Source organism: Arthrobacter sp. RT-1 (assembly GCF_003367205.1).
Classification (GTDB): domain Bacteria; phylum Actinomycetota; class Actinomycetes; order Actinomycetales; family Micrococcaceae; genus Arthrobacter.
Genome location: NZ_QRGQ01000040.1, coordinates 1 through 22,069, shown reverse-complemented (window position 1 = coordinate 22,069; position 22,069 = coordinate 1). Strand labels below are relative to the sequence as shown.

Below are 22,069 nucleotides of genomic sequence, written 5' to 3'. Positions count from 1 at the left end.
CCCGGCGGAATGGGCCCGTGGGTGGTGAGGAAAGGCTAGGAGCGCCAGCGCGTGGTCATCAGGAAGCCCACGATGGCGATGCCAAAGCCGGCCACGATGTTCCATGATTCCCATGCCTGGACGGGAAAACGTCCCTCGCTGATGTAGAACGTGATGATCCAGAACAGGCCAATAATCATCAGGCCAAACATTACGGGCTTGAACCACACCGGATTTGGTTTGTATGCCTGGGGGGTAGCCTTCTCGGCTGTGCTGGCAGTCTTCTTGCGCGGCTTTGACTCGGGCACTGGCTCTCCTTGGCGGGCTGAGGCAAGCTCGGCGTCCCGGGCTTGATATCCTGCAAGAAGGAAATTGCCAGCGGTCTGCGCGATCTTGGTCAAATCTGGATTCTTACTAGCAGCCAATTCTAGCCGGAGTTCACGGGCCGCCGGTGCCCACCGGAACCGCCCCGAGGAGAACACGTGGTATTGCAGGAGAAGGTGAGGCCAGCCGCTGCGCCGGCTGCCGGCGGCGGGATTCTGCGCGGAACAATCCAGGTGCTCGGTGAGCTGCTGATTACCGCCGGCATCATCCTCCTGCTGTTCGTCGCCTGGCAGCTGTGGTGGACCAACGTGGAATCCGACGCCAAACAGAGTGAAGTCATCAAGGAATTCGCCCAGGACTTCGGCGGCGCAGCCCCCGAAACCCCTGATGCTGCCGCTCCGCCGGCCGTCGAGGATTTCGGGGCGCCCGTAGTGACGGCCGCCCCCGGCCACGCCGGGACAATCGGCATCATGTACATCCCCCGTTTCGGCGCCAACTACACCCGGCCCATCGTGCAGGGAACCACCGGTGACGTCCTGGACACCCTGGGCCTGGGCCACTACGCCAACACCGCCATGCCGGGCGCCGTGGGCAACTTCGCGGTCGCAGGGCACCGCCAGACGCACGGCGCCGTGCTGGACAATATCCACACCCTGGTCCCCGGCGACAAGATCTACGTCCAGACCAAGGACGGCTACTACGTCTACGTGTTCCGCAACAACCAGATCGTGATGCCCTCCCGCACCGACGTCCTGGAACCGGTGCCGACCCTTCCGGGCGTCACCCCCACCGAAAGCTTCCTGACCATGACCAGCTGCAACCCGCGCTTCGGTGCGGAAGAACGCATCATCGCCTACGCCCTGCTGGACAGCTGGCGCCCCGCATCGGCCGGGCCGCCGGCGGAAATCGCAGCCCAGGTGGCCGCAGCGATCGGAAAGGGCTGAGCATGTACGGCTGGATCTTCCGCCACCTTCCCGGGCCGCTGTGGCTCAGGATCGTCACCTCACTGGTACTCATCGCCGTCGCACTGGTATTGATGGTGCAGTTCCTTTTTCCGTGGATGTCCGAGTACACCCAGTTCACTGACTCAACGATTGGTGCAGCAAGCCAGCCATGACCACAACCAAGATCCTCGTGGTGGATAACTACGACAGCTTCGTCTATACCCTGGTGGGCTACCTCCAGGAACTCGGCGCCGAGACCACCGTGGTCCGCAACGACGACGTCACCCTGGCCGAGGCCGTCGAGCTGGCCAGCACCCGCGACGGCGTCCTGATCTCACCCGGCCCTGGCAACCCGGCCGAGGCAGGCGTCTGCATTGAGCTGATTAAATGGTGCGGCGAAAACAGCGTCCCGATGTTCGGCGTATGCCTGGGGCACCAGGCGCTGGCGGAGGCATTCGGCGGCAAGGTGACACACGCCCCCGAGCTCATGCACGGCAAGACGTCGCTCGTTGAACACATTGGCACCAGCGTTTTCGCCGGGCTCCCCTCCCCCGTCACGGCCACGCGCTACCACTCGCTTGCCGCTGTCCGGGAGTCCATTCCCGATGTCCTTGAGGTCACCGCTGAAACGGCCTCCGGCGTCATCATGGGCCTCCAGCATCGCACCGCACCCCTTTGCGGGGTGCAGTTCCACCCGGAATCGGTCCTGACCGAGGGCGGCTACCAGATGCTGGGCAACTGGCTGGAGTCGCTGGGCATGGCTGGCGCGGCCGCGCGGGCTGCCAAACTGAGCCCGCTCATCCAGCACTGAACTGACAGCCCCAACCTGACAGCACCGGCCTGACAGCACTGACCCTGGCACGCCCCCGGGCGCCCCGCTCCGGCTCATCCCCTCCGGGACGACGTGGGTGAGGGCGTCGGCGTGGGCGTGGGGGTTGGTGTCGGGGAGGGCGACGGGGGTGGCGGCGGCGCCTTGGCCACCACGATGGTCACGGTCTTGCCCTGCTCCACGGCGGCGTTGACCGGGTCGCTCTGCTCCATCACCCTTCCCGGCTCCACCTGGGCGTTCTCCGCCTCGATGACGGCGGGAACCAGGCTCAGCTCCTTGAGGGCAGCCTCGGCCTCCTCACGGGTACGCCCGCGCAGTTCGGGGACAGCCACCTTTCCGGTGGACACCACCAGTTCAACGCTGGTTCCCACGCCCACCATCTGCCCGGGGGCAGGGCTGGTGGTGATGACGATTCCGGCAGGTACAGAGGCGCTGTTGGCCGTCGTGGTGGACGGCGCGCCCACCAGGCCGCTTTGCCGCAAGATATCCCGCGCTGCCGCTTCTGTCTTGCCCGGCAGGCTCTCCGGGATCTTGACCGCACTGGGCCCCTCGGAGATATTCAGGACCACTTCGGCGCCGGGATCCAGGGAAACACCGGACGCCGGGTCGGTGCCGATGGCCTGGCCCTTGGGGACGGTGTCGTTCTGGCTGCGGACAATCCGCGGCTTCAGGTCCGCGTTGTAGAGTTCCTGCAGTGCCGCCGATTCGGTCATGGTGGCCACTACCGGAATCTCCACCTTGGGCGGTGCCGGTTCGGGCCGGTTTACTGTGTTGTACAGCCACGGCCCGCCCCCGGCCAGGACCAGCAGGGTAAGAACCACCAGGGTGGCGATCCACGCACGACGGCGTGACTTCTGGCGGGCGGTGGGCTCACGTTCCGGAACGAGGCCCAGGGGCAGCGGTTCGGCGTCCCGGGGATCCTCCATCCCAACGGCCGGTCCGCCGTCGGGCTGGTATGCCGTGACGGCCAGCCGGCCAGTGGGCGCATCGTCCAGGAAGCTGGCTCCTGTGGCCGCAAAAGCCTGGGTCGCCGGAGCGGCCGCCGGTACATGGTCGTTCGGGTCGGTGGGAGCCTCGGAGGCGGCCACGGCAGGCACCGGAACGCCGGACCGTGCGGCGCGCAGGGCACGCCGGAAGGCGGCAGCGTCCTGGAACCTGTCATCCCGGTTTTTCTGCAGGGCCTTGGCCAGCACGGTGTCCAGTGCCGGCGTTACTTCCGGATTCAGGCTGCTGGCAGGCGCGGGGATTTCGCGGACGTGCTGGTACGCAACGGATACCGGGCTGTCGCCGATGAACGGGGGCCGGGACGTCAGCATTTCGTAGAGCAGGCAGGCGGCCGAGTACAGGTCGCTCCGGGCGTCCACGGTCTCGCCCCTCGCCTGCTCCGGCGAGAGATACTGTGCGGTGCCCACCACTGCCTGTGTCTGGGTCATGGTGGCTGAGGAATCGGCGATGGCGCGGGCGATGCCGAAATCCATCACCTTCACGGAATCGGTACCCTCGCAGTACATGACATTGGCCGGTTTGATGTCCCGGTGGACGATGCCCGCCTTATGGCTGTATTCCAGCGCACCGAGGACCCCGAGGCAGTAGTCGATGGCCCGGTCAATGGTGACGTCGTTCGACCGGATGAGGTCGCGGATGGTCTTGCCCTCGACGAACTCCATCACGATGTAGGGCACCCGGACGTTTTCCGCCGACCCGTCGGGAACCAGGTGTTCACCGGTGTCATAGATGGCGACGATGGACGAGTGGTTCAGGGCGGCAACAGCCTGGGCCTCGCGCTTGAACCGCGCCTGGAACTGGGGATCCCGTGCCAGGTCCGGCCGCAGCAGCTTGATGGCGACGGTCCTCCCCAACCGGGTGTCCACACCGCGGTACACGTCCGCCATGCCGCCACGGCCAATCAGGCCACCCAGTTCGTAGCGGCCGCTCAGGACACGCTGGTTATCCACCGGGAGGCTGTCCTCACGGTGCAACGGTGTGCGCGGTGACTCGTTCACTGATCGTCCTGGCGGTTATGGCGTGCAGGTGGGCGGCGTTCCCGGGGTCTCGCCGGGGGCACACGTGGGCAGGGTCAGCCGGGGCGAAGGAGCAGATTGGGCGGTGGTGGGCGACGCAGTCTGGACCGGAACTGGAGCGCTGCTGGTCGTGGCTGGTGGCGGTGCCACGGCGTAGGTCACGGTGATGGGCGATCCCACGGGCAAGGGACCAGTCGGGTTTAGTCCCACTACCCTTCCCGGTGCGGCCTCGCTGGTTTGCAGCGGCTCCACCGTCACGGCAAGCCCCAGGTTTGACAGCTCCGACTGGACCTGGCGGTAATCCTTGCCCAGGTAAGCAGCAGGTATCACGTTGACAGTCTCCGGCGTGGGCTCCTGCGTGGGCGTCGGCGTATTCCGCGTTTGGGTTGGAGTGGGAGTTGGTGTTGCGCTGGTGGGGGTTGCGCTCGTGGCGGGCGGGCTGCTGGACGGCGCGCTGGACGTGGCGTTATTGGAGGGGAAGAGGACTCCCTGCTGGTTCAGGAAAAACCCCACCAGGGCGAACAGCACCAGCAGGATCAGCGCGATCAGCGGCCAAGTCCACGGGCTGCGGCCGCGACGTTCAGGCTCATCGGCGGGCTCGTCGTCGTACGTTGTTTCTTCCGGAACCCACGTACGCTCAGCGGCCAAGGCATTCGCGCGGGCCAGCTGGCTCTGGGGGCTCTCCGGATCAACCGCCGAGGCACCGGCAGCGCCGGCTGCCACCCCGGCAGCTGCACCGGCCGCGCCGGCACCAAGCACCGGCAAGGCAGACGTGGGAGTTGGTGATGAATCCCGTGAGGCGCCGATGATTCCGGTCGGTGCCGTGGCTGTATCCACAGGGGCAGTAATGGGGCCCGTATCCGGGGCGTCAAAAAGCAGCATGCCGGGGACGGCGGCGCGCGCGGCGCTGACGTCGCCGTTGCGGATGGCTTCGGCGGCTTCGGCCAGCTTGATGGCGTTGGCCGGCCGGTCCTTGGGATCCTTGGCCAGCATGGACATCAGGAGGGCACGTACCGGCGTGGGCAGGGTTTCCGGCAGCGGCGGCGGAGCATCGTTGACCTGGGCCAGGGCGATGGCGATCTGCGATTCCCCAGAAAAGGGGCGGTGCCCGCTGAGGCATTCATAGCCAATGACGCCCAGGGAGTAGATGTCCGAGGATCCCGTGGCGGTCTGGCCCGTTGCCTGCTCGGGAGCGAGGTACTGGGCGGTGCCCATGACCTGGCCCGTCTGGGTGAGGGGCACCTGGTCGGCAAGGCGGGCAATGCCGAAGTCCGTGACTTTGACTCGCCCTTCGGGCGTGATCAGCAGGTTGCCCGGCTTGATGTCGCGGTGCACGAGGCCCTGGGCGTGCGCCACGGACAGGGCACGGGCGGTCTGCGCGATGATGGACAGGGTCCGGTCCGGGGACAGCACCTGCTCGTGTTCGATGATGCTGCTCAGCGGCTGGCCCGGAACGAGTTCCATGACCAGGTAGGCCGAGCCTTCTTCCTCGCCGTAGTCAAAGACATTGGCGATGCCCACATGGTTCAGGAGTGCTGTGTGGCGGGCCTCTGCACGGAAACGCTGAAGGAATCCGGGATCGCCCGTGTATTCCTCCTTGAGCACCTTGATGGCGACGATGCGGCCCAGGACGAGGTCTTTCGCCTTCCAGACTTCCCCCATGCCGCCGATCGCGATCCGCGTGGTCAGCTGGAATCTGCCGCCGAGGGTGATTCCGGTTGTAGGCCTCACTTATTCAACACCGCCTCAAAAATTCTCTTCGCGTTCGGACTGGTCAGCTGTGCGCCGGTGGTGATGTCTACGCCCTCCATGACGATCGTGACACCCACCTGCGGGTTGTTTGCGGGGGCAAATCCGGTAAACCAGGAGTTGTTGCTCCCGTTGCCCAGTTCGGCGGTTCCGGTCTTTCCCGCCACCTGGACACCGGGGACGGCGGCCCGGTTCGCGATGCCTTCGCTGACCGCACTCACCATCCATTCCGTGATCTGGTTGGCGATGTCCGGGGTGGTGGAGGTGCGCAGGCTCTTCGGTTGCGGTTCGTCAATCACCCGCAGGTCTGGAGACCGCAGGGTCTTGATGAGGGTGGGCTGCATCTGGACGCCGTCGTTCGCGATCGCGGCAGTCATCATGGCCACCTGCAGGGGGGTGGCTCGGACGTCCTTCTGGCCGATGACGGACTGCGCCAGTCCGGGGCCGTCGAGGTCGTCGGGGAAGGTGTTGCCTCTGGCGTAGTCCAGCTTCAGCTGGTCGCCCATGTCCTGGCCGAACCCGAACTTCTCTGCCTGTTCGGCAATGGCGTCCCGGCCCAGGTCCAGGGCAATGCTTGCAAAGGGGGTGTTGCAGGACTGCTGGAGCGCGAAAGCGAAGCTGGCCGTGTCCCGGGTATAGCAGTTTCCGCCCGCGTAGTTGGGCAGGCGGTACTGGATGCCTTCGAACGGGAGTTCCGCAGGGTTGGGCAGCACGCTGTCCTTGTTGTACTTGCCGGATGCAAGGGCGGCTGCGGTATCCACCAGCTTGAACACGGATCCGGGGGCGAGCTGCTCGCCGGTGGGCCCGCTGACATTCGGGTTCAGGTTGATTCCGGGAACCTTGATCAGTTCAGCCATGCTGGCGTCAGCGGCGGTGAGGTCCTGGGTGGCCACCAGGTTCGGGTTGTAGGAGGGCTTGGACACCATGGCCAGGATGGCGCCGGTCTTGGGGTTGGTGACCACAATGGATCCGCGCTGCCCGTCCGGGATCAGGCTGTAGGCGAGCTGCTGGATTTCGGGGTCGATGGTGAGTTCCACGGACGCACCCTTGGGCTGGTTGCCGAGGAACAGCTGCCCCACCCGGTCCAGGAACAGCTGGTCGGACTCGCCGGCCAGCTCGCTTCCAATCGATTGCTCCAGGGCGGTGGCGCCAAAATTCTGCGAGAAGTAACCGGTGATGCCCGCGTACAGTTCCGGCTGCGGATATGTGCGCTGGAAGGCGCAGGTCTCCGAACCGGTCTCCACGGACTCTGCCACGGGTGATCCACCCACGATGATGGCGCCGCGGTCGTTGCAGAAGCTTTGCAGGACAGCGCGCTGGTTCCAAGGGTTCGCCTTGAGTTCGTCGGCGCCGATTACCTGGACGTAGCTGATGGCCCCGAAGATGAGGGCAAACATGGCGATGGCCGCCACCCATGAATGCCGTATTGCCTGGTTCACAGGTGCTTCACCGCCTCGGTAGGAGTATCAATGCCGGTTGCTTCAGAACCCTTGCCAGCAGGCAAGGGAGTGGTGTCCACAGGGCCGCGGGCTGTATGCGAAATCATCAGCAGCAGGCCAACAATGATCCAGTTGGCCAGCAGGGAAGAACCGCCGGCCGCCAGGAACGGCGTGGTCAGGCCTGTCAGGGGGATCAGGCGGGTCACACCGCCGATCACCACAAAGCACTGCAGCGCCACCGCGAAGGACAGGCCGCACGCCAGGAGTTTCCCGAATGCGTCCCGGGTGCCCAGCGCAGCGCGGAAGCCGCGCGTGAACAGCAGGAGGTACATCAGGACGACGGCGAAGAGGCCAATCAGCCCCAGCTCCTCGCCCAGGGAGGCAATGATCATGTCGCTGTTGGCGAAGGGAACCAGGTCGGGGCGCCCCTGGCCCATGCCGGTGCCCACCAGGCCGCCGTTGGCCATGCCGAACAACCCCTGGATGATTTGCCGGCTTCCGCCGGGAAAGCGGTCGTAGACCTCCGGCGTGAAGGCGTTGAGCCAGCCGTCGATGCGCAGCTGCACGTGCGAGAACACCTGGGCTGCCACGAACCCGCCGCCCGCGATGAGCGCCAGGCCGATGACTACCCAGCTGATCCGGCTGGTGGCCACGTAGATCATCACGATGAACAGGCCGAAGAACAGGATGGAGGAGCCCAGGTCGCGCTGGAAGATGAGCACGCCGATGCTGACCAGCCACGCCGTGATCATGGGGCCCATGTCCTTGAAGCGAGGGAACTGCAGGGGCCCGATCTTCCGGCCCGCCAGCAGGATGAGGTCCCGGTTCGAGGAAAGATACCCGGCGAAGAATATGGCCAGGGTGATCTTGGCTACCTCACCGGGCTGGAACGTCATGGGGCCAAGCCTGATCCACACCCGGGCGCCCAGGATCTCGCCGGCGCTGATGCCGGGAACCAGCGGCAGGATGAGCAGCAGTGCACTGGCCGCAAGGGAGATGAAGGTAAACCGGCGCAGTATCCGGTGGTCTTTAAGGAACCAGATCACGGCAATGGCCACGGCCATTGCAATCAGGGTCCAGCGCAGCTGGTTGTTGCCGGTGTCGTCGCCCGGCGCGTCCAGCCGGTGGATCATGGCCAGGCCAATTCCGTTCAGGGCGACCACCAGCGGAAGTATTACCGGGTCAGCATATTTAGCGCGGAAGCGAAGGACGCCGTGGAAGACCAGGGCGGCTATTGCCAAGAGGCTGGACTGGAACCAGAAATCGGAGTCAAAGGCCTTCTCCTGGTCCACACCCACCAGCATGTTCGCGCCGATGCCGATAGTGAGGGCCAGCAGGAGCAGTGCAAGCTCCACATTGCGGCGTGGTTTGGGAGTAGTGCTGAGCTGGCTCATTGGCCCACCTCGCAGGTAACAGTGGGAGTGGGTGAGGGGGATGGGCTTGCCGGAGTAGGGGCCGGTGCCTCGGCAGCGGGGCTGGCCGCCGGATCCGTGGGTGTTGGGGCGGGAGCGGATTGCGTGGCGGGGGCGGAAGCCGACGCCGTGGCGCACTCCTCTTCCGGCGACGTGGTGCCGGTGAGCTCCAGGTTCTTCACGATCCGCTGGGCGTCATAGAGGTCGTTGGCCGGAACGGTCTGGCGGACCCGCTGCTGGGAGAACGGAGGCAGGGAACTCATCGGGAGTTCCGTGACTGTTTCCAGGCGGGACAGCTGGATGGGCCCGAGCCGCTGGGACACGCCGTTGTAAATGGCTACGCGCGAATCGAATTCTCCCACGTAGTAGCGGGTCTGGGTCCAGGCATAGCCCAGCCACAGTCCGACGCCAAGAACCAGGAGGACCACGGCGGCGATGGACCAGGTGACCCACCGGCGGGGCTTCAGCGGGACGAGGGTTTCGTCCTCGTCGCCTTGCGCCGGTTCTGCCTTGTGGGTGAGGAGGGTGGCCGCCCGCCGAGCGACGGTGCGTCCGCCGATGGTGGGGATGGAGCCGGTCTCCGCCGCCGACGCCGCAGCCCCCACAAGTTCGTGGGGACGCGATGCCAATTCTTCCCGGAGGACCTCTGCGGTCAGATGTTCACCCAGGTGGGGGTCGGTGGAAGCCGGCTCCACAACGCTGGAGCCTGACCTCTCCGTGTTTGGCTCCGCTGTGCTGTCCGCATCGGGCTCGCCGTCGTCTGTGGACTGGTCCCCGGCCGGTGCGCCGGGAGCCTCAGCCGCGGCAGCGGGCTTGGCGGCCCCAACGGAAGGGATGACGTCGACGGCGGCGGTGCTGACGTCGTCGGGCGTTTCCTCAACGATCTCCACCATCACGACGGTGACGTTGTCCGGGGATCCCGCTTCAAGGGTGAGGTCAACGAGGGTTTCCACGCACTCGCGGAGGTCCTTGGTTTCCTTGACGGTGCGCTCCACGGCATGGCCGGCGACGTAGTTGAGGCCGTCGGAGCAGAGCAGCCAGCGGTCGCCCGGCTTCACGTCCAGGGTGTCCAGGTCCAACTCGGGGCTGGCATCAACATCGCCGAGCACGCGCATCAGGACATTCTTGTGGGGGTGGGTTTCCGCTTCCTCGGGCTTGAGCCTGCCTTCGTCAATGAGCCGCTGCACGAAGGTGTGGTCAACGCTGACCTGCTCGAACTCGCCGTCCCGGAGGCGGTACGCCCGGGAGTCGCCGATGTGGGCGAAGTGCAGTTTGCCCTCGGCCAGCAGGAGGGCGGTGACGGTGGTGCCCATGCCCGCCAGCTTGGGGTTGATGTGCACGAGCTCGGAGAGCAGGGAGTTCGCCGTCTGGATCTCGTCGGCGAGGATAGTACCGGCGTCGCCGTCGTAGTCATCGCGGTCCAGGTGGATCATGTCCAGGACGGTGGCGGCGGAGGCGACATCACCGCCGGCATGGCCGCCCATACCGTCAGCCACCACGGCCAGGTGGCGCCCGGCGTAGGCGGAGTCGTCGTTTTTGGAACGGATCCGGCCGACGTCGGACCGGGCGGCGAACCGCATGATGAGGGGCCGCTCCGCGGGCTTTTGCCCGTTAGCGGGGTTCTCGGAGACGGCCACGGCTATGGCCTCAATTCAATGACCGTCTTGCCGATTCTCACAGGTACGCCTGGCTCAACGGGCAGGGCACGGGTAAGTTGCTGGTCCGCCAGGTAGGTTCCGTTGGTGGAGCCCAGGTCTTCGATGAACCAGCGGCTGCCCTGCGGGAACAGCCTGGCGTGACGGCCGGAGGCGTAGTCGTCCTCGAGTACCAGCGTGGCTTCCTGCGCCCGTCCCAGGAGGATGGGGCTGGCAGCCAGCGGAAGGGTGGTTCCCTTCAACGGACCCTCCACCACCACCAGTTGCCGGGCCTGCTGCTTGACGGGCTGCGGCGGGGCCTCGGCGAGCTCCGGATTCTTGCGGACCTGGCGCGCAGTGGGTGCCCCGGCAGCAGCCTTGCGACCCACCATGAGGTCGCGGCGCATCGCCGAAACGATGCTGAAGATCAGAACCCAGAGGAGCAGCAGGAAGCCAAACCGCAGCGCGGTGATGGTCAGGTCGCTCATGCGTTGCCACCAGGGCTGGCAGGAAGCAGGCGGAAGATGATCTTTGTCCGTCCCATTGTGATGGTGGATCCGTCAGTAAGTTCGGTACTTCCGGAAACCTTTTGCCCGTTGACGTAGCTTCCATTGGTGGAGCCCATGTCCACGGCGCTCGTGACGCCGTTTGCGGTGCGGATTTCCAGGTGCCGGCGTGAAACCCCGGTGTCTTCGACGTGGATGTCAGCCTCCGAGGACCTGCCCAGCACGATGGACGGGGCGTTCAGTGAGTAACGCTGCCCGTCGATGTCCAGCACGGGCTGCAGCCTGACGGGCTGGCGGCTGGGGGCGGCCGGAAGATTGGGGCGGGCCGGTGGATTGCCGGGGGCGCCTGTCGATTTTTCGGTCGAGGAGGCAATTTCAAAGTCCCCGGCGCGCAGTTCCGCATCGCGGCGGAATGAGATCCGCACCGAGCCCTGCAGGGTGTAGCCCTGGCTGCGCACGTGGTTGATGACAACATCGCACAGTTCTTCTGCAAGCGGAGTGCCCCATTCCTGGGCCCGGCGGAAGTCGTCGTCACTGAGCCGGACGTCAAAGACGTTCGGGACCAGTGTCCGTCCAGCCGCTACCGTGAGGGATTTGTGGTCCACTTCGCGGCGGAGCCGGCTGGCGATCTCCACGGGTTCAACCTGGGCCTTTGAGCCGGTGGAGAAGACGCCCCGGACAGCCTTTTCAATGCCGCGTTCAACTTTGTCCAGCAGTCCCATGGTTCTTCTCCTTTCCCCCCGCGTGCGGGGCCGTTTGCGTGCCGGAACCCCACTTGCCGTGCAGTTCACAACTCAACAGTGCGCCTGCCTGCAGCAGCCGCCTCTACATCCGATACTACTGGGCAGGCCTGTGAATGACCTTAATCCACAACGGCCGGGCGCCGGGAAAAGTTCAGTTTTCATGGACGGCAGGCCCTGGGTTGGCACCGGTTGCCGCGGCACGAAAGGGCCTCTTTTCGTTGCGTTGAACGGGGCTTCCCGGGTCCTTCCGGAGCCCGATTGGTGTTTTTCCGCATCAGTCCGTTATGCTTGATCTCGCTGCTTTTGCAAGACTGCGGATTCGGGAAACCGGCCGTTGTCGGGCGAAAGAAGTTGCGCGCGAGTGGCGGAACGGCAGACGCGCTGGCTTCAGGTGCCAGTATCCGAAAGGGTGTGGGGGTTCAAATCCCCCCTCGCGCACGCAAATGAAAGAGCCCCGGTCTTAGGACCGGGGCTCTTTTGCATTCTCCAAGGGTGCCGGACCTAAGCTCGTTCGCAGATCCGGCCCTTGATGGTCCGGATTCGCGAACAGGCTTAGGTTTGGGCGGGGGAGGCCGCACCCGGGCAAAGCTAGGGGCGCGCGGAAGCCTTGAACCGGCGTCGGGAGTTGGCCAGGTGGCTGCGCATGGCGGCCGCGGCTGCTGCTTCATCGCCGTCGGCAATGGCCTCGGCGATGGAGCGGTGTTCCTGCACCACCTGGTCGAAGTGGTCCCGGGCGTAATGCTCGACGTCGGTCATCAGCCGGGTGCGGGGCATGGCGATCATGGTCTGGCCCAGCGCGGCGAGGCAGTCAGAGTAAAACGGGTTGCCCGATGCCGCGGCCACGGCCCGGTGGAATTCGAAGTCAGACTTCATGGCGTGGGCCGGATGCCCAGCGCTGGCCGTGAACTCCTCAAGCGCCGAGGTCACCGCCCGCAGTTGGCGCTCGGAGTGGTTGCGGGCAGCCAGCGCGGCGGCTTCCGTTTCCACTCCCATCCGGAATTCCAGCATGTGCAGCCGGTCCTCGGTGGTGGCCACCGGACGGGCCCCCGGCGCTGCCGAGGGCCCTTCGGAGGGCGGAGTAAGGGCAAAGCTGCCGCGTCCCCGCTCCGTTTCCACGAGCCCTTCGGCCTGGAGCCGGGTCAGGGCGGCGCGGACCACGGTGCGGCTGACGCCGAAATCACTGATCAGCGTGTTTTCGCTCGGAAGCTTCTCGCCTGGCTGGATCACGCCGTCAACAATGCGGTTTCGAAGGTCGGCGGCGAGGTCCGCGGTGAGGTTCCGGCTCATGGATTCAAGATTACGCGCCGAACTCCACGGACTCGGTTGTCCAGGCGCGGGCCTGGTCGCTGAGGGTGACGCCGAGGCCGGGGCGGTCCGGGACGATCATCCGGCCGTTCTTGGTTTCGAGGCGCTCGTTGAACAGCGGGTCAAGCCAGTCGAAGTGCTCAACCCACGGCTCGCGCGGATAGGCGGCGGCGAGGTGGAGGTGGATTTCCATGGCGAAGTGCGGGGCCAGGCCCAGGCCGCGTTCGTCCGCGAGGGCGGCCAGGCGCAGGAACTGGGTAATGCCGCCGACGCGGGGGGCGTCCGGCTGGATGATGTCGCAGCCGTTCGCGGTGATGAGGCCCTTGTGCTCCGCCACGGAGGCGAGCATTTCACCCGTGGCGATGGGTGTGTCCAGGACCTGGGCCAGGTGGGCGTGGCCTTCGAAGTCGTAGGCGTCCAGGGGTTCCTCGATCCAAATGAGGTTGAATTCCTCGAGCTGCCGGCCCATGCGGAGGGCGGTGGCGCGGTCCCATTGCTGGTTGGCGTCCACCATCAGCGGGACGTCCCAGCCGATGTGCTCGCGGATCCCCGCGACGCGGCGGAGGTCCTCCTTGCTGTCCGGGAGGCCCACCTTGATCTTGATGCCGCCGATGCCTTCTTCAATGGACTGGGTGGCGCGTGCCTTGACCTCGTCGAGCGTTGCGTTGAGGAAGCCGCCGGAGGTGTTGTAGGTCTGGACGGAGTCGCGGTAGGAGCCGAGGAACTTGGCCAGCGACAGGCCAGCGCGCTTGGCCTTGAGATCGTAGAGGGCGATGTCGATGGCGGCCAGCGCCTGGGTTGCGACGCCGGAGCGGCCCACCGAAGCGCCTGCCCAGAGCAGCTTGGTGTAGATCTTGGCAATGTCGTTGGGGTCCTCGCCGATGATGCCCTCCGCCACTTCCTTGGCGTGGGCGTACTGGGCGGGACCGCCTGCGCGCTTGGAGTAGCTGAAGCCGAGGCCGGTGTGGCCCAGTTCGGTGGTGATCTCGGCGAAGAGGAAGACCACCTCGGTCATGGGCTTCTGCCGGCCGGTGAAGACCTTGGCGTCACTAATGGGAACAGCAAGGGGAAGGCGGGCGGTGGACAGCTTGACGTGCCGGATCAGGTCAACGGTGCTCATGGATTCTCCTAAAGGCGGGGCTGGGCTCCTTCGCCCACACCCTTAGGATATAAGTTACTAACTTGTATTACAAGTGTTTCCAGGGCCCTTACCCCTAATTGCCGGAATAACCATGTCCCCGGACGCCGGCGATAACTACACTGGGACGCATGACCGGGCACGAACCGGCTCCGTCCGGGGCCGCTGAAGCTCACGACGGCGGCGCGAACCTTTCGGAGGAAGCGGCGGCACCATTCAGCCAGGGTGGGGAAGACCGCCCAACCGATCCTGCCGCCGTCGACACGTCCCTGCGGAGCCCGGAACAGCGGTCCCGCACCTTCACGGGAATCCTGGTGAACACCGCGCTGGCCAACATCACCACCAGCTACCTGTGGTTCGCCCTGACGTTCTGGGTGTACCTGGAGACCCGCAACGTCATTGCCACCGGGGTAATCGGCGGCGCGTACATGCTCCTGATTGCCCTTTCCAGCATCAGCTTCGGCACCTTCGTGGACCGCTACCGGAAACTGGCCGTGATGCGCTTCGCCGCGGGCTTCACCCTGGTGATGTTCGTGCTGTCCGGCGTGATGTTCCTGCTGACGCCCACGCCCCGGCTGCTGGACCTGACGCAGCCGTGGTTCTGGATTTTCACCATGATCATCCTGGTGGGCGCGGTGGTGGAGAACATGCGCAACGTCGCCCTCTCCACCACGGTCACCATCCTCATCGAACCGGACCGCCGGGCCAACGCCAACGGCATGGTGGGCATGGTGCAGGGGCTCGCGTTTATCGTCACCTCGGTGCTCTCCGGCCTGTCGGTGGGGCTGCTGGGCATGGGCTGGACGGTGGTCGTCGCCGTCGTCCTCACTGTGCTGGCCTTCGCGCACCTGCTGACCCTGCGGATGCCGGAGGAAGTACGCGTTGCCGCCACCGACGCCCACGGTGCGTTTGACCTGCGCGGGTCCATCGCAGCCGTCATGGCCATCACCGGACTGTTCGCGCTGATTCTGTTCTCCACGTTCAACAACTTCATCGGCGGCGTCTACATGGCGTTGATGGATCCGTACGGTCTCGAAATGTTTCCCGTGGAGGTGTGGGGCGCCGTCTTCGCGTTGGGGTCCACCGGGTTCATTATCGGCGGTGCGCTCATCGGCAAGTTCGGACTTGGCGCCAACCCGCTCCGCAGCCTGCTGCTCGCCGTGGTGGCAATGGGGTTCCTCGGCGCGGTGTTCACCATCCGGGAGTGGGCGTGGCTCTACATCGCCGGCATCTGGCTGTACCTGATCCTGATCCCGGTGGTGGAGGCGGCCGAGCAAACGGTCATCCAGCAGGTGGTGCCGCTGAACCGGCAGGGCCGTGTGTTCGGTTTCGCCATGGCCTTCGAGTCTGCCGCGGCGCCGATCACCGCGTTCCTCATCGCACCGATCGCCCAGTTCTGGATCATTCCGTACGCGCGGTCGGAGGAGGGATCTGCGCAACTTGCCCCGCTGCTGGGTGAAGGCGTTTCCCGCGGCATCGCGCTGGTGTTCCTGATCGCCGGGATCATCATGATTGCCGCCGCGCTGCTCGCCTTCCTGACCCCGGTGTACCGGCGTGTTTCAGCCACCTATGCCCAGGCAGCCGCGGAGAATGCCAACGACAAGGCCGCCGGTGACGATAGCGCCGGCAGCGACGCCGACGCCGGCACCATCAGCGAGCGGAATGCCGCACCCCGTCCGCCGGCCGGGTAAAAAAGCTTCAGCCCCGCAGGGCCCCCAGACCGGAAATCAGCGCCTCCAGTCCCAGGCTGAACGCCGTGTCCGCCGGACGTTCCGACGACGGCGGCCCGCCCAGGCTGCGCACGGCCGCGGTGAAGTGCGGGGTTGATTCAGCCATGGTGCCGGGCTCGAAGATGTCCTCGGGCGCGGTGACGTCGTACGCGGAGCCGAAGATGAAGGACTCCAACGCCACGATCGATGACACAATCCGCGACTCTGGAAAACCGGCGTCGAGGAAGCCCTTACTGATGGCCTCGTACATCGCCAGGGTCTGCGGCGCGTCCGTGACGGGCAGCACGGCAATCACCGGGATCAGCGGCGTGTGTTCCGCGAAGACATTCCGGTAGCTCCAGGCCCAGGTCCGCACGGCCTCCTCCCACTCCGAAATGCCGAAGCCGGAGACGTCCACCAGGGACATCAGGTGGTCCTCCACCAGGAGCAGTACGTCCCGCTTGGATGCCACGTGGTTGTACAGGGCCGAAGGTGCGACGTCCAGCTGTTTCGCCAGGGCGGCCATGGTCAGCCCGTCGTAGCCTTTCCGGCTGACGAGCTCCAATGCGGCGGCGGTGATACCGGTTTTGTCCAGCACGGCGGCCGAGGGCCTGCCGGCGCGCCGCCGCCGTGTCTCGGCATTGCCGGACCCATTCGCGGCGGCGGTCCCGGTGGCGCGCCCCTGTGCGGCTGATACTGCCGGCATTCCCGCCCTTTCTTTGGTGGTCTCCAGCATTATTCCACCCGGGCACTTCCGGTCCCTGCCAAGAGCCGCTATAGTTCTAATAAATGAATGGCATTCATTTAGTGGTCCCGGTCACCTGACGGGCCGCAGAAAGGACATCATGCTGAACCTGAACCGCGACGTTGTGGTCGTTGGAGCCGGGCCGTCCGGATTGACCGCGGCACGTGAACTGAAAAAGGCCGGCCTTACCGTCGCCGTGCTCGAGGCCCGTGACCGCGTGGGCGGCCGCACCTGGACCGACACCGTGGACGGGGCCATGCTGGAGATCGGCGGCCAATGGGTCTCGCCGGACCAGACCGTACTCCTAGAGCTCCTGGACGAGCTGGGCCTCAAGACCTACCCCCGGTACCGCCAGGGCGAGTCCGTCTACATCGGCTCGGACGGCATTCCCGTTCGCTACACCGGCGACACCTTCCCGGTGGACCCCGCCACCGCCGTCGAAATGGACAGGCTGGTGGCACTGCTGGACGGGCTCGCGGCGGAGATCGGTGCCACCGAACCCTGGGCGCATCCCAAGGCGCGCGAGCTGGACACCATTTCCTTCCATCACTGGCTGCGGCAGAACTCCGCCAACGAGGAGGCCTGCAAGAACATCGGCCTGTTCATCGCCGGCGGCATGCTTACCAAGCCCGCGCACGCCTTCTCCGCACTGCAGGCTGTCCTGATGGCAGCCTCGGCCGGTTCCTTCACCCACCTCACGGACGAGGACTTCATCCTGGACCGGCGCGTGGTGGGCGGGATGCAGCAAGTGTCCCTGCTGCTGGCGCAGGAACTCGGCGACGACGTGGTCCTCAATTCCCCGGTGCGCACCATCAACTGGGGGCCGGACGCGGACGGCGGCCACCGCGTCACCGTCGAATCAGAGCAGGCCACCGTCAATGCCCGGTTCGTGATCATGGCCGTGCCGCCCAACCTGTACTCACGCGTATCCTTCAACCCGCCGCTGCCGCGCCGCCAGCACCAGATGCACCAGCACCAGTCCCTGGGGCTGGTCATCAAGGTCCACGCCGTCTACAGCAGGCCGTTCTGGCGTGACGCCGGGCTCTCAGGCACCGGCTTCGGCGCCGACGCCCTGGTGCAGGAGGTGTACGACAACACCAACTTTGGCGATACCCGCGGCACCCTGGTGGGCTTTATCTCCGATGAAAAAGCCGACGCCGTGTTCGAGCTCAGTGCCGAAGACCGCAAGAAGGCCGTCCTCAACTCCATCGCCGGCTTCCTGGGCCAAGAGGCGCTGACGCCGGAGGTCTACTACGAGTCCGACTGGGGCTCGGAGGAATGGACCCGCGGCGCCTACGCCTCCAGCTACGACCTGGGCGGACTGCACCGCTATGGCAAGGACCAGCACGCCCCGGTCGGGCCCATCTACTGGTCCTCCTCCGACCTGGCGGCGGAGGGCTACCAGCACGTGGACGGCGCCATCCGGATGGGCCTTCGCACCGCCGCCCGGGTCGCCGAAGAAGCGAAAGTAACTGTTCCCGCCGGCTGGTAAATAAGCATGCTTACTAATAGGCTGGCCGATGGGGAACGTCCCCGACCCCACACGAAAGAGGTGAGGCATGACTGACGCCCAAAGCATCAGCAAGGTTACGGAAATCATCAACGATTCCAAGATCGGAATGTTGACCACCATCAACGAAGAGGGTGCCCTCGTCAGCCGTCCGCTGGCCGTCCAGGAAGTAAAGGACGACGGCGACATGTGGTTCTTCACCGGGCTAGGCACGTCCCAGGTTGCGCATGTCCGGGCCGACTCCCGCGTCAACGTCGCCTTTGGCAAGAACACCGAGTGGGTTTCGGTGGCAGGCCGGGCCGAGGTTGTAACGGACCGCGCCAAGATCCACGAGCTGTGGAACCAGGCGGTTGAGGCCTGGTTCCCGGACGGGCCGGACACCCCGGAGGTGTGCCTGCTCCACATCGACTCGGACTCGGCGGAGTACTGGACCAGCCCCGGCGGCACCGCCGCAACCGTGCTGCAGTGGGTGAAGTCCAAGGTCACCAACAGCCGCATGAGCGTCGGTGAAAGCGGCACGGTAGAGCTGTAGATTTACGTGAAACATAAGGCGGGGCAGCTGCTGCTGCCCCGCCTTTCGCATGTTTCCGCTAAGGCGTGGGTGTCACCGGGGGCTGACAGCCGGCCGCGCTACCCCTGGCCCGTCAGTGCCCCGAGGACTGCCGGCAGCAGCACGTCATTGCGTCCCCAGACCGGGTCCAGGATTTCCACGTACCAGGAATCGGCCAGCAGGAGTGCCAGGGCGTCATTTGTCTCGTCGGCCCAGTCACTGATCTGGTCGTCGTCCACGGGGTTCTCGCTGGATCCCAGCACGGTGGTTACTTCCGTTCCGGCCAACGTCACAGGAATGGCCGCGCTGCTGGCCTCACCGGGGGCGTGGGCCACGGTGACCAGTTCCGTCCGGGTGCTGAGTGCCAGCAATTCGCCGGCCAGGGAGGGACCGCAGAATCCCGTGACATACTGCCGCTGCGCCGCTGAAGCCGTGAGCAGGCCAGGCTGGGATTCCTTGGTGAAAAGGCCGTTCCGGTTCAGCTCTGCCAAAGCTCCGGCGATGGGACGCGTTTCCTCGTCGAAGCCCGCCGCCAGGTGACCCGGCTGGTAGGAGCTGCCACCCTCCAGCCACCGCGCGGTGAGCTCGCCGGCGGCTTCCAGGGTGGTGGCCTGCCGCCAGACCCCGCGGTCCTCCAGCAGCCGGCCGAACTGGTCACGTGCTGGTATTTCCTCTGGCTTCATCTTCGGATGCTATCCCCGCGGCCGCGGCCCCTTCCACCGCGGCCGACACACCACTTAACGTCCGGCCCCGGATGTCCGCGGCCTAGGCCTGCTCGGCGGGAATTCCCGCTGCCCGCTCCGCAGCGGCGAGGGAGGCAGCCAGGCTGGTGACGGCGTCGGGATATCCCTGGTGCGGATTGCCGCGCAACTGGTCGGCAGCCTTCATGGCCTTGATGAGCGCGGACGTCTCCGGCAGCCGCACGTCCGTCAGGGACGGGTAGTCGATGCTGCAGGCAGGGTCCAGCTCGTAGCGCCGCCACCGGGCAATCAACGCATCATGCTGCGCCTGCGCTGCCAGGTGCGCCGATTCCAGCGCCTGGTAGTCACGCCGGGCGGCCCGCCGCGCCAGGTAACGGGGAGTGCCCCGGTAGGCGGCGATGCCGGCAGCCACGCCCGCGCCGCCCAGGAACAGGCCGGTCCACGGCGACATCAGGGTAGGGATCAGCAGGGCTGGAACCGCAACGGCAGACCCCAGGAACAGGTCCCAGAACAGCTGGTCCGAGCGCTCAGCCTCGGTGTCTCCGCCGGCAAGGGCACGGCGGCGGACCACAAAGACCGTCGCGGCAATGCTGGCCACCAGTACGGGACCGCAGAGCAGCAGTGCCCAGGCTCCCTGGATCAAACCCTCGAACATTTCCCCCATGGCTGACACCTGACCTCCAGCGGACGCCCGGGCCGCGGATTCCCGGGCTGGTCCTTCCATTGCACAGTGTCCGGGAACCAGCGTCAATGGGCTGGCGGATTCGAAGCCTGCACCCGTCCGGGGCACCCTTTCCGCTGTCAGTGCTGCCGCGTACCGTGGGGACCATGAGACTCAAAATGTGCAGCATCCACGTCAAGGACCCCGCCGCAGCCCACGCCTTTTACACCGGCACCTTGGGCTTCGAGACCCTGATGGCCATGCCGGAGTACAACCTGTTCATCATCAAGGATCCGGGCACCAACGAACAGGGCGCTGACGCCGGGTCCGTGGGCCTTCTGCTTGAGCCCAGCGACAACCCCATCGGCGCCAATTACATGAATGCCCTCCACGACGCGGGGATGCCCGCCATCGTCTTCGGCGTCCCGGACGTGCAGGCGGAGTATGACCGGCTCCGGGAAGCCGGCGTGGTGTTCAAGGGTGAGCCGGCCGAAGACGCGTCCGGCATCAGCGCAGTGTTTGACGACGGCTGCGGCAACTTCGTCCAGCTGCACCAGGACTGATTCCTTAAACGCCAGAGGCTTGTTCGCGGATCCCACCCGTCAAGGTCCGGATCCGCGAACAAGCCTCTGATACGAGGAGGGCTACTCCGCCTTGGCGCGGACCTTCTTCGCTTCCTTCTTGGCGGCTTCTTCCTTCACGCGCTGGGCTTCGGCGCGCACCGCGGCGTGCGTGGCGCGCTCGGTGACCAGCCACTGCGGGGGAGCCTGCAGCAGCGCGGTGATTTCCGCCGTCGTCAGCGCTTCCTCAACGCCGCCGCGGGCTAGGCCGCTGATGGAGACGTTCAGTTTCTGCGCCACCACGGGACGGGGGTGCGGGCCGTTGCGGCGCAGTTCGGCGAGCCATTCCGGCGGGTTGGCCTGGAGTTCGGCGAATTCTTCCCGGGTGATGGTTGATTCCTGGAACTCCCGGGGTGTTGCGGGCAGGTAGATGCCAAGTTTCTTGGCAACGGTGGCCGGCTTCATGGACTGGGAGTTTGCAGAGGTCATGCTTCAAGGGTATCCGGGCGGACGGTACTGTGAAGACGTGCCCTCCGACAACATCTCCCCACCTGACGCTTCCGCTGAGCCTGACGACTCCGCGGAGCAGGCTGCGCCCCGGACCCTCCGCATCGCCTACGTGGCGGGGGTGACGCCCGGAAAGTGGATCCGGCGGTGGGAAGAGCGCATGCCGGACATTCCCCTGCAGGCATTTATGCACGACGGCGGCACGAGTGTTGAGGCAGTGCGCGCGGGTTCCGCGGACATGGCCTTTGTCCGCCTCCCCATCGAGCGCGACGGCCTCAGCGTCATTCCCCTGTACGAGGAGCAGCCCGTGGTGGTGGCTCCCAAGGGCCACGAAATCTCGGTGTTCGAGGAAGTTGCCTACAACGACCTGGGGCAGGAAGCCTTCCTGGACGTCGACGCGCTGGGCGGGCCAGAACCGGCCCTCGAGGTGGTTGCCACCGGAGCCGGGCTGGTGATCCTGCCCATGTCCGTGGCCCGCCATTTTAATGTCAAGGACACCGTGGCCCGGCGGCTTACCGGCGCACCCGTAACCGAAATTGCCCTCGTGTGGCCCGTGGATTCCACCGACGAGGTGCTGGAGGAGTTCATCGGGATCGTCCGCGGCCGCACCGCGCAAAGCTCACGGCAGCCGTCCGCGCAGCCGGTCAAGGTGAAGAAGGAACCCAAACCGGACCGGCGCGGCAGCGGCACCAAGAAGGCGCCGAAGGTGGCCCAGCGCTACGCCCCCAACCCGGACAAGGGCCGCGGCAAGGGCTCACGCAAAAAGGGCAAGCGCTAACCGGACATGACAACAGGCCGGCTCCCGTGGGGGAGCCGGCCTGTCCTGTCTGCCTAGGACACCGTTTTAGGTGTTCTGGACGTGGTCCTTGGCGTCGGTGGCGCGGTCCTTGACGTCGGTGGCGGCGTGCTGGCCTTCGGCTTTGACGTTCTGGGCTGCGTCGGTGGCGGTGGCTTTGACGTTTTCCATGGCTTCCTGGGCCGGTTCCTTGAGGTCCTGGACCATGTCCTTGGCGGCGTCGGTGACCTGGGTGGCCAGGGGCTGCGCGGCGGTCTTGAGCTGGTCGGCCGCTTCGCGTTCCTTTTGGCTGGCCGGGATCAGGGAC

The 22,069-nt window shown here is 65.9% G+C and carries 22 protein-coding genes, 1 tRNA gene and 1 pseudogene; 9 read left to right on the top strand and 15 right to left on the bottom strand.

Annotation, left to right across the window (positions count from 1 at the left end):
* Positions 1–35: 35 nt before the first annotated feature.
* Positions 36–287, bottom strand: coding sequence for a cell division protein CrgA (locus DXK94_RS18270; RefSeq protein ID WP_115526020.1), 252 nt, complete (start codon positions 285–287; stop codon positions 36–38).
* 174 nt (positions 288–461) lie between these two features.
* Between DXK94_RS18270 and DXK94_RS18265 the strand changes: the two genes are divergently transcribed.
* Genes DXK94_RS18265 through DXK94_RS18260 form a run of 3 tightly spaced genes read left to right on the top strand, consistent with a single transcriptional unit; the run spans position 462 to position 2,058 of the window.
* Complete coding sequence (locus DXK94_RS18265; protein WP_115526019.1) at positions 462–1,247, top strand: class E sortase; 786 nt, start codon at positions 462–464, stop codon at positions 1,245–1,247.
* 2 nt (positions 1,248–1,249) lie between these two features.
* On the top strand, positions 1,250–1,420 hold the full coding sequence (locus DXK94_RS21460; RefSeq protein ID WP_165976935.1) for a hypothetical protein: 171 nt from the start codon (positions 1,250–1,252) through the stop codon (positions 1,418–1,420).
* Entirely contained in the window at positions 1,417–2,058 is a 642-nt protein-coding gene (locus tag DXK94_RS18260) for an aminodeoxychorismate/anthranilate synthase component II (protein ID WP_115526018.1), read from the top strand. Before DXK94_RS21460 ends, DXK94_RS18260 begins: the two co-directional genes overlap by 4 nt.
* A gap of 74 nt (positions 2,059–2,132) precedes the next feature.
* Here the strand turns inward: DXK94_RS18260 and pknB are convergent, their stop codons facing one another.
* The 7 genes from pknB to DXK94_RS18225 are packed head-to-tail and all read right to left on the bottom strand — an operon-like array spanning position 2,133 to position 11,559.
* On the bottom strand, positions 2,133–4,079 hold the full coding sequence (gene pknB / locus DXK94_RS18255) for a Stk1 family PASTA domain-containing Ser/Thr kinase (RefSeq protein ID WP_181884876.1): 1,947 nt from the start codon (positions 4,077–4,079) through the stop codon (positions 2,133–2,135).
* A gap of 15 nt (positions 4,080–4,094) precedes the next feature.
* Positions 4,095–5,828, bottom strand: a complete 1,734-nt coding sequence (locus DXK94_RS18250) for a protein kinase domain-containing protein (protein WP_115526016.1) — start codon at positions 5,826–5,828, stop codon at positions 4,095–4,097.
* Positions 5,825–7,285 (bottom strand): penicillin-binding protein 2, encoded by a 1,461-nt coding sequence (locus tag DXK94_RS18245; RefSeq protein ID WP_115526015.1) that lies wholly within the window; start codon positions 7,283–7,285, stop codon positions 5,825–5,827. Before DXK94_RS18245 ends, DXK94_RS18250 begins: the two co-directional genes overlap by 4 nt.
* Complete coding sequence (locus DXK94_RS18240) at positions 7,282–8,679, bottom strand: FtsW/RodA/SpoVE family cell cycle protein (protein ID WP_115526014.1); 1,398 nt, start codon at positions 8,677–8,679, stop codon at positions 7,282–7,284. The genes DXK94_RS18245 and DXK94_RS18240 overlap by 4 nt, the downstream gene beginning before the upstream one ends.
* On the bottom strand, positions 8,676–10,334 hold the full coding sequence (locus DXK94_RS18235) for a PP2C family serine/threonine-protein phosphatase (RefSeq protein ID WP_115526013.1): 1,659 nt from the start codon (positions 10,332–10,334) through the stop codon (positions 8,676–8,678). The genes DXK94_RS18240 and DXK94_RS18235 overlap by 4 nt, the downstream gene beginning before the upstream one ends.
* Positions 10,335–10,336: 2 nt before the next feature.
* On the bottom strand, positions 10,337–10,819 hold the full coding sequence (locus DXK94_RS18230) for an FHA domain-containing protein (protein ID WP_079597965.1): 483 nt from the start codon (positions 10,817–10,819) through the stop codon (positions 10,337–10,339).
* A complete protein-coding gene (locus DXK94_RS18225; RefSeq protein ID WP_079597966.1) occupies positions 10,816–11,559 on the bottom strand; it encodes a DUF3662 and FHA domain-containing protein in 744 nt (247 codons plus the stop codon). Before DXK94_RS18225 ends, DXK94_RS18230 begins: the two co-directional genes overlap by 4 nt.
* 376 nt (positions 11,560–11,935) lie before the next feature.
* Here DXK94_RS18225 and DXK94_RS18220 point away from each other — a divergent pair.
* Positions 11,936–12,018 (top strand) — tRNA-Leu (locus tag DXK94_RS18220).
* A 150-nt stretch (positions 12,019–12,168) separates the two neighbouring features.
* Here DXK94_RS18220 and DXK94_RS18215 read toward each other — a convergent pair.
* Together DXK94_RS18215 and DXK94_RS18210 are read right to left on the bottom strand one after the other, a co-directional pair.
* Entirely contained in the window at positions 12,169–12,867 is a 699-nt protein-coding gene (locus DXK94_RS18215) for a FadR/GntR family transcriptional regulator (RefSeq protein WP_115526012.1), read from the bottom strand.
* Between the two features lie 10 nt (positions 12,868–12,877).
* On the bottom strand, positions 12,878–14,005 hold the full coding sequence (locus DXK94_RS18210) for an L-talarate/galactarate dehydratase (RefSeq protein WP_115526011.1): 1,128 nt from the start codon (positions 14,003–14,005) through the stop codon (positions 12,878–12,880).
* A 149-nt stretch (positions 14,006–14,154) separates the two neighbouring features.
* Between DXK94_RS18210 and DXK94_RS18205 the strand changes: the two genes are divergently transcribed.
* Positions 14,155–15,714 carry an MFS transporter gene (locus DXK94_RS18205; protein WP_258868608.1) on the top strand — a complete coding sequence of 520 codons (1,560 nt, stop codon included), beginning with the start codon at positions 14,155–14,157 and terminating at the stop codon, positions 15,712–15,714.
* 7 nt (positions 15,715–15,721) lie between these two features.
* Here DXK94_RS18205 and DXK94_RS18200 read toward each other — a convergent pair whose 3' ends face one another.
* Entirely contained in the window at positions 15,722–16,438 is a 717-nt protein-coding gene (locus DXK94_RS18200; RefSeq protein WP_115526211.1) for a TetR/AcrR family transcriptional regulator, read from the bottom strand.
* A gap of 139 nt (positions 16,439–16,577) precedes the next feature.
* Here DXK94_RS18200 and DXK94_RS18195 point away from each other — a divergent pair, with 139 nt between their 5' ends.
* Entirely contained in the window at positions 16,578–17,969 is a 1,392-nt protein-coding gene (locus DXK94_RS18195) for an NAD(P)/FAD-dependent oxidoreductase (RefSeq protein ID WP_115526010.1), read from the top strand.
* 67 nt (positions 17,970–18,036) lie between these two features.
* Positions 18,037–18,519, top strand: coding sequence for a pyridoxamine 5'-phosphate oxidase family protein (locus tag DXK94_RS18190; RefSeq protein WP_079597971.1), 483 nt, complete (start codon positions 18,037–18,039; stop codon positions 18,517–18,519).
* Between the two features lie 98 nt (positions 18,520–18,617).
* On the opposite strand, the gene DXK94_RS18185 is transcribed toward DXK94_RS18190, so the two are convergent.
* On the bottom strand, positions 18,618–19,220 hold the full coding sequence (locus DXK94_RS18185; protein WP_079597972.1) for a DUF6919 domain-containing protein: 603 nt from the start codon (positions 19,218–19,220) through the stop codon (positions 18,618–18,620).
* An 82-nt stretch (positions 19,221–19,302) separates the two neighbouring features.
* A complete protein-coding gene (locus tag DXK94_RS18180; RefSeq protein WP_181884875.1) occupies positions 19,303–19,902 on the bottom strand; it encodes a hypothetical protein in 600 nt (199 codons plus the stop codon).
* 164 nt (positions 19,903–20,066) lie between these two features.
* On the opposite strand from DXK94_RS18180, the gene DXK94_RS18175 reads away from it, so the two are divergent.
* On the top strand, positions 20,067–20,462 hold the full coding sequence (locus tag DXK94_RS18175) for a VOC family protein (protein ID WP_115526209.1): 396 nt from the start codon (positions 20,067–20,069) through the stop codon (positions 20,460–20,462).
* Positions 20,463–20,543: 81 nt separating this feature from the next.
* Here DXK94_RS18175 and DXK94_RS18170 read toward each other — a convergent pair whose 3' ends face one another.
* Positions 20,544–20,948 (bottom strand): DUF5997 family protein, encoded by a 405-nt coding sequence (locus DXK94_RS18170; RefSeq protein WP_115526009.1) that lies wholly within the window; start codon positions 20,946–20,948, stop codon positions 20,544–20,546.
* On the opposite strand from DXK94_RS18170, the gene DXK94_RS18165 reads away from it, so the two are divergent.
* Positions 20,911–21,744, top strand: a complete 834-nt coding sequence (locus DXK94_RS18165; RefSeq protein WP_258868607.1) for a LysR family transcriptional regulator substrate-binding protein — start codon at positions 20,911–20,913, stop codon at positions 21,742–21,744. The two genes, DXK94_RS18170 and DXK94_RS18165, sit on opposite strands and share 38 nt — an antisense overlap.
* 66 nt (positions 21,745–21,810) lie before the next feature.
* On the opposite strand, the pseudogene DXK94_RS18160 reads toward DXK94_RS18165, so the two are convergent.
* A pseudogene (locus tag DXK94_RS18160) lies at positions 21,811–22,069 on the bottom strand (hypothetical protein); the annotation flags it as partial.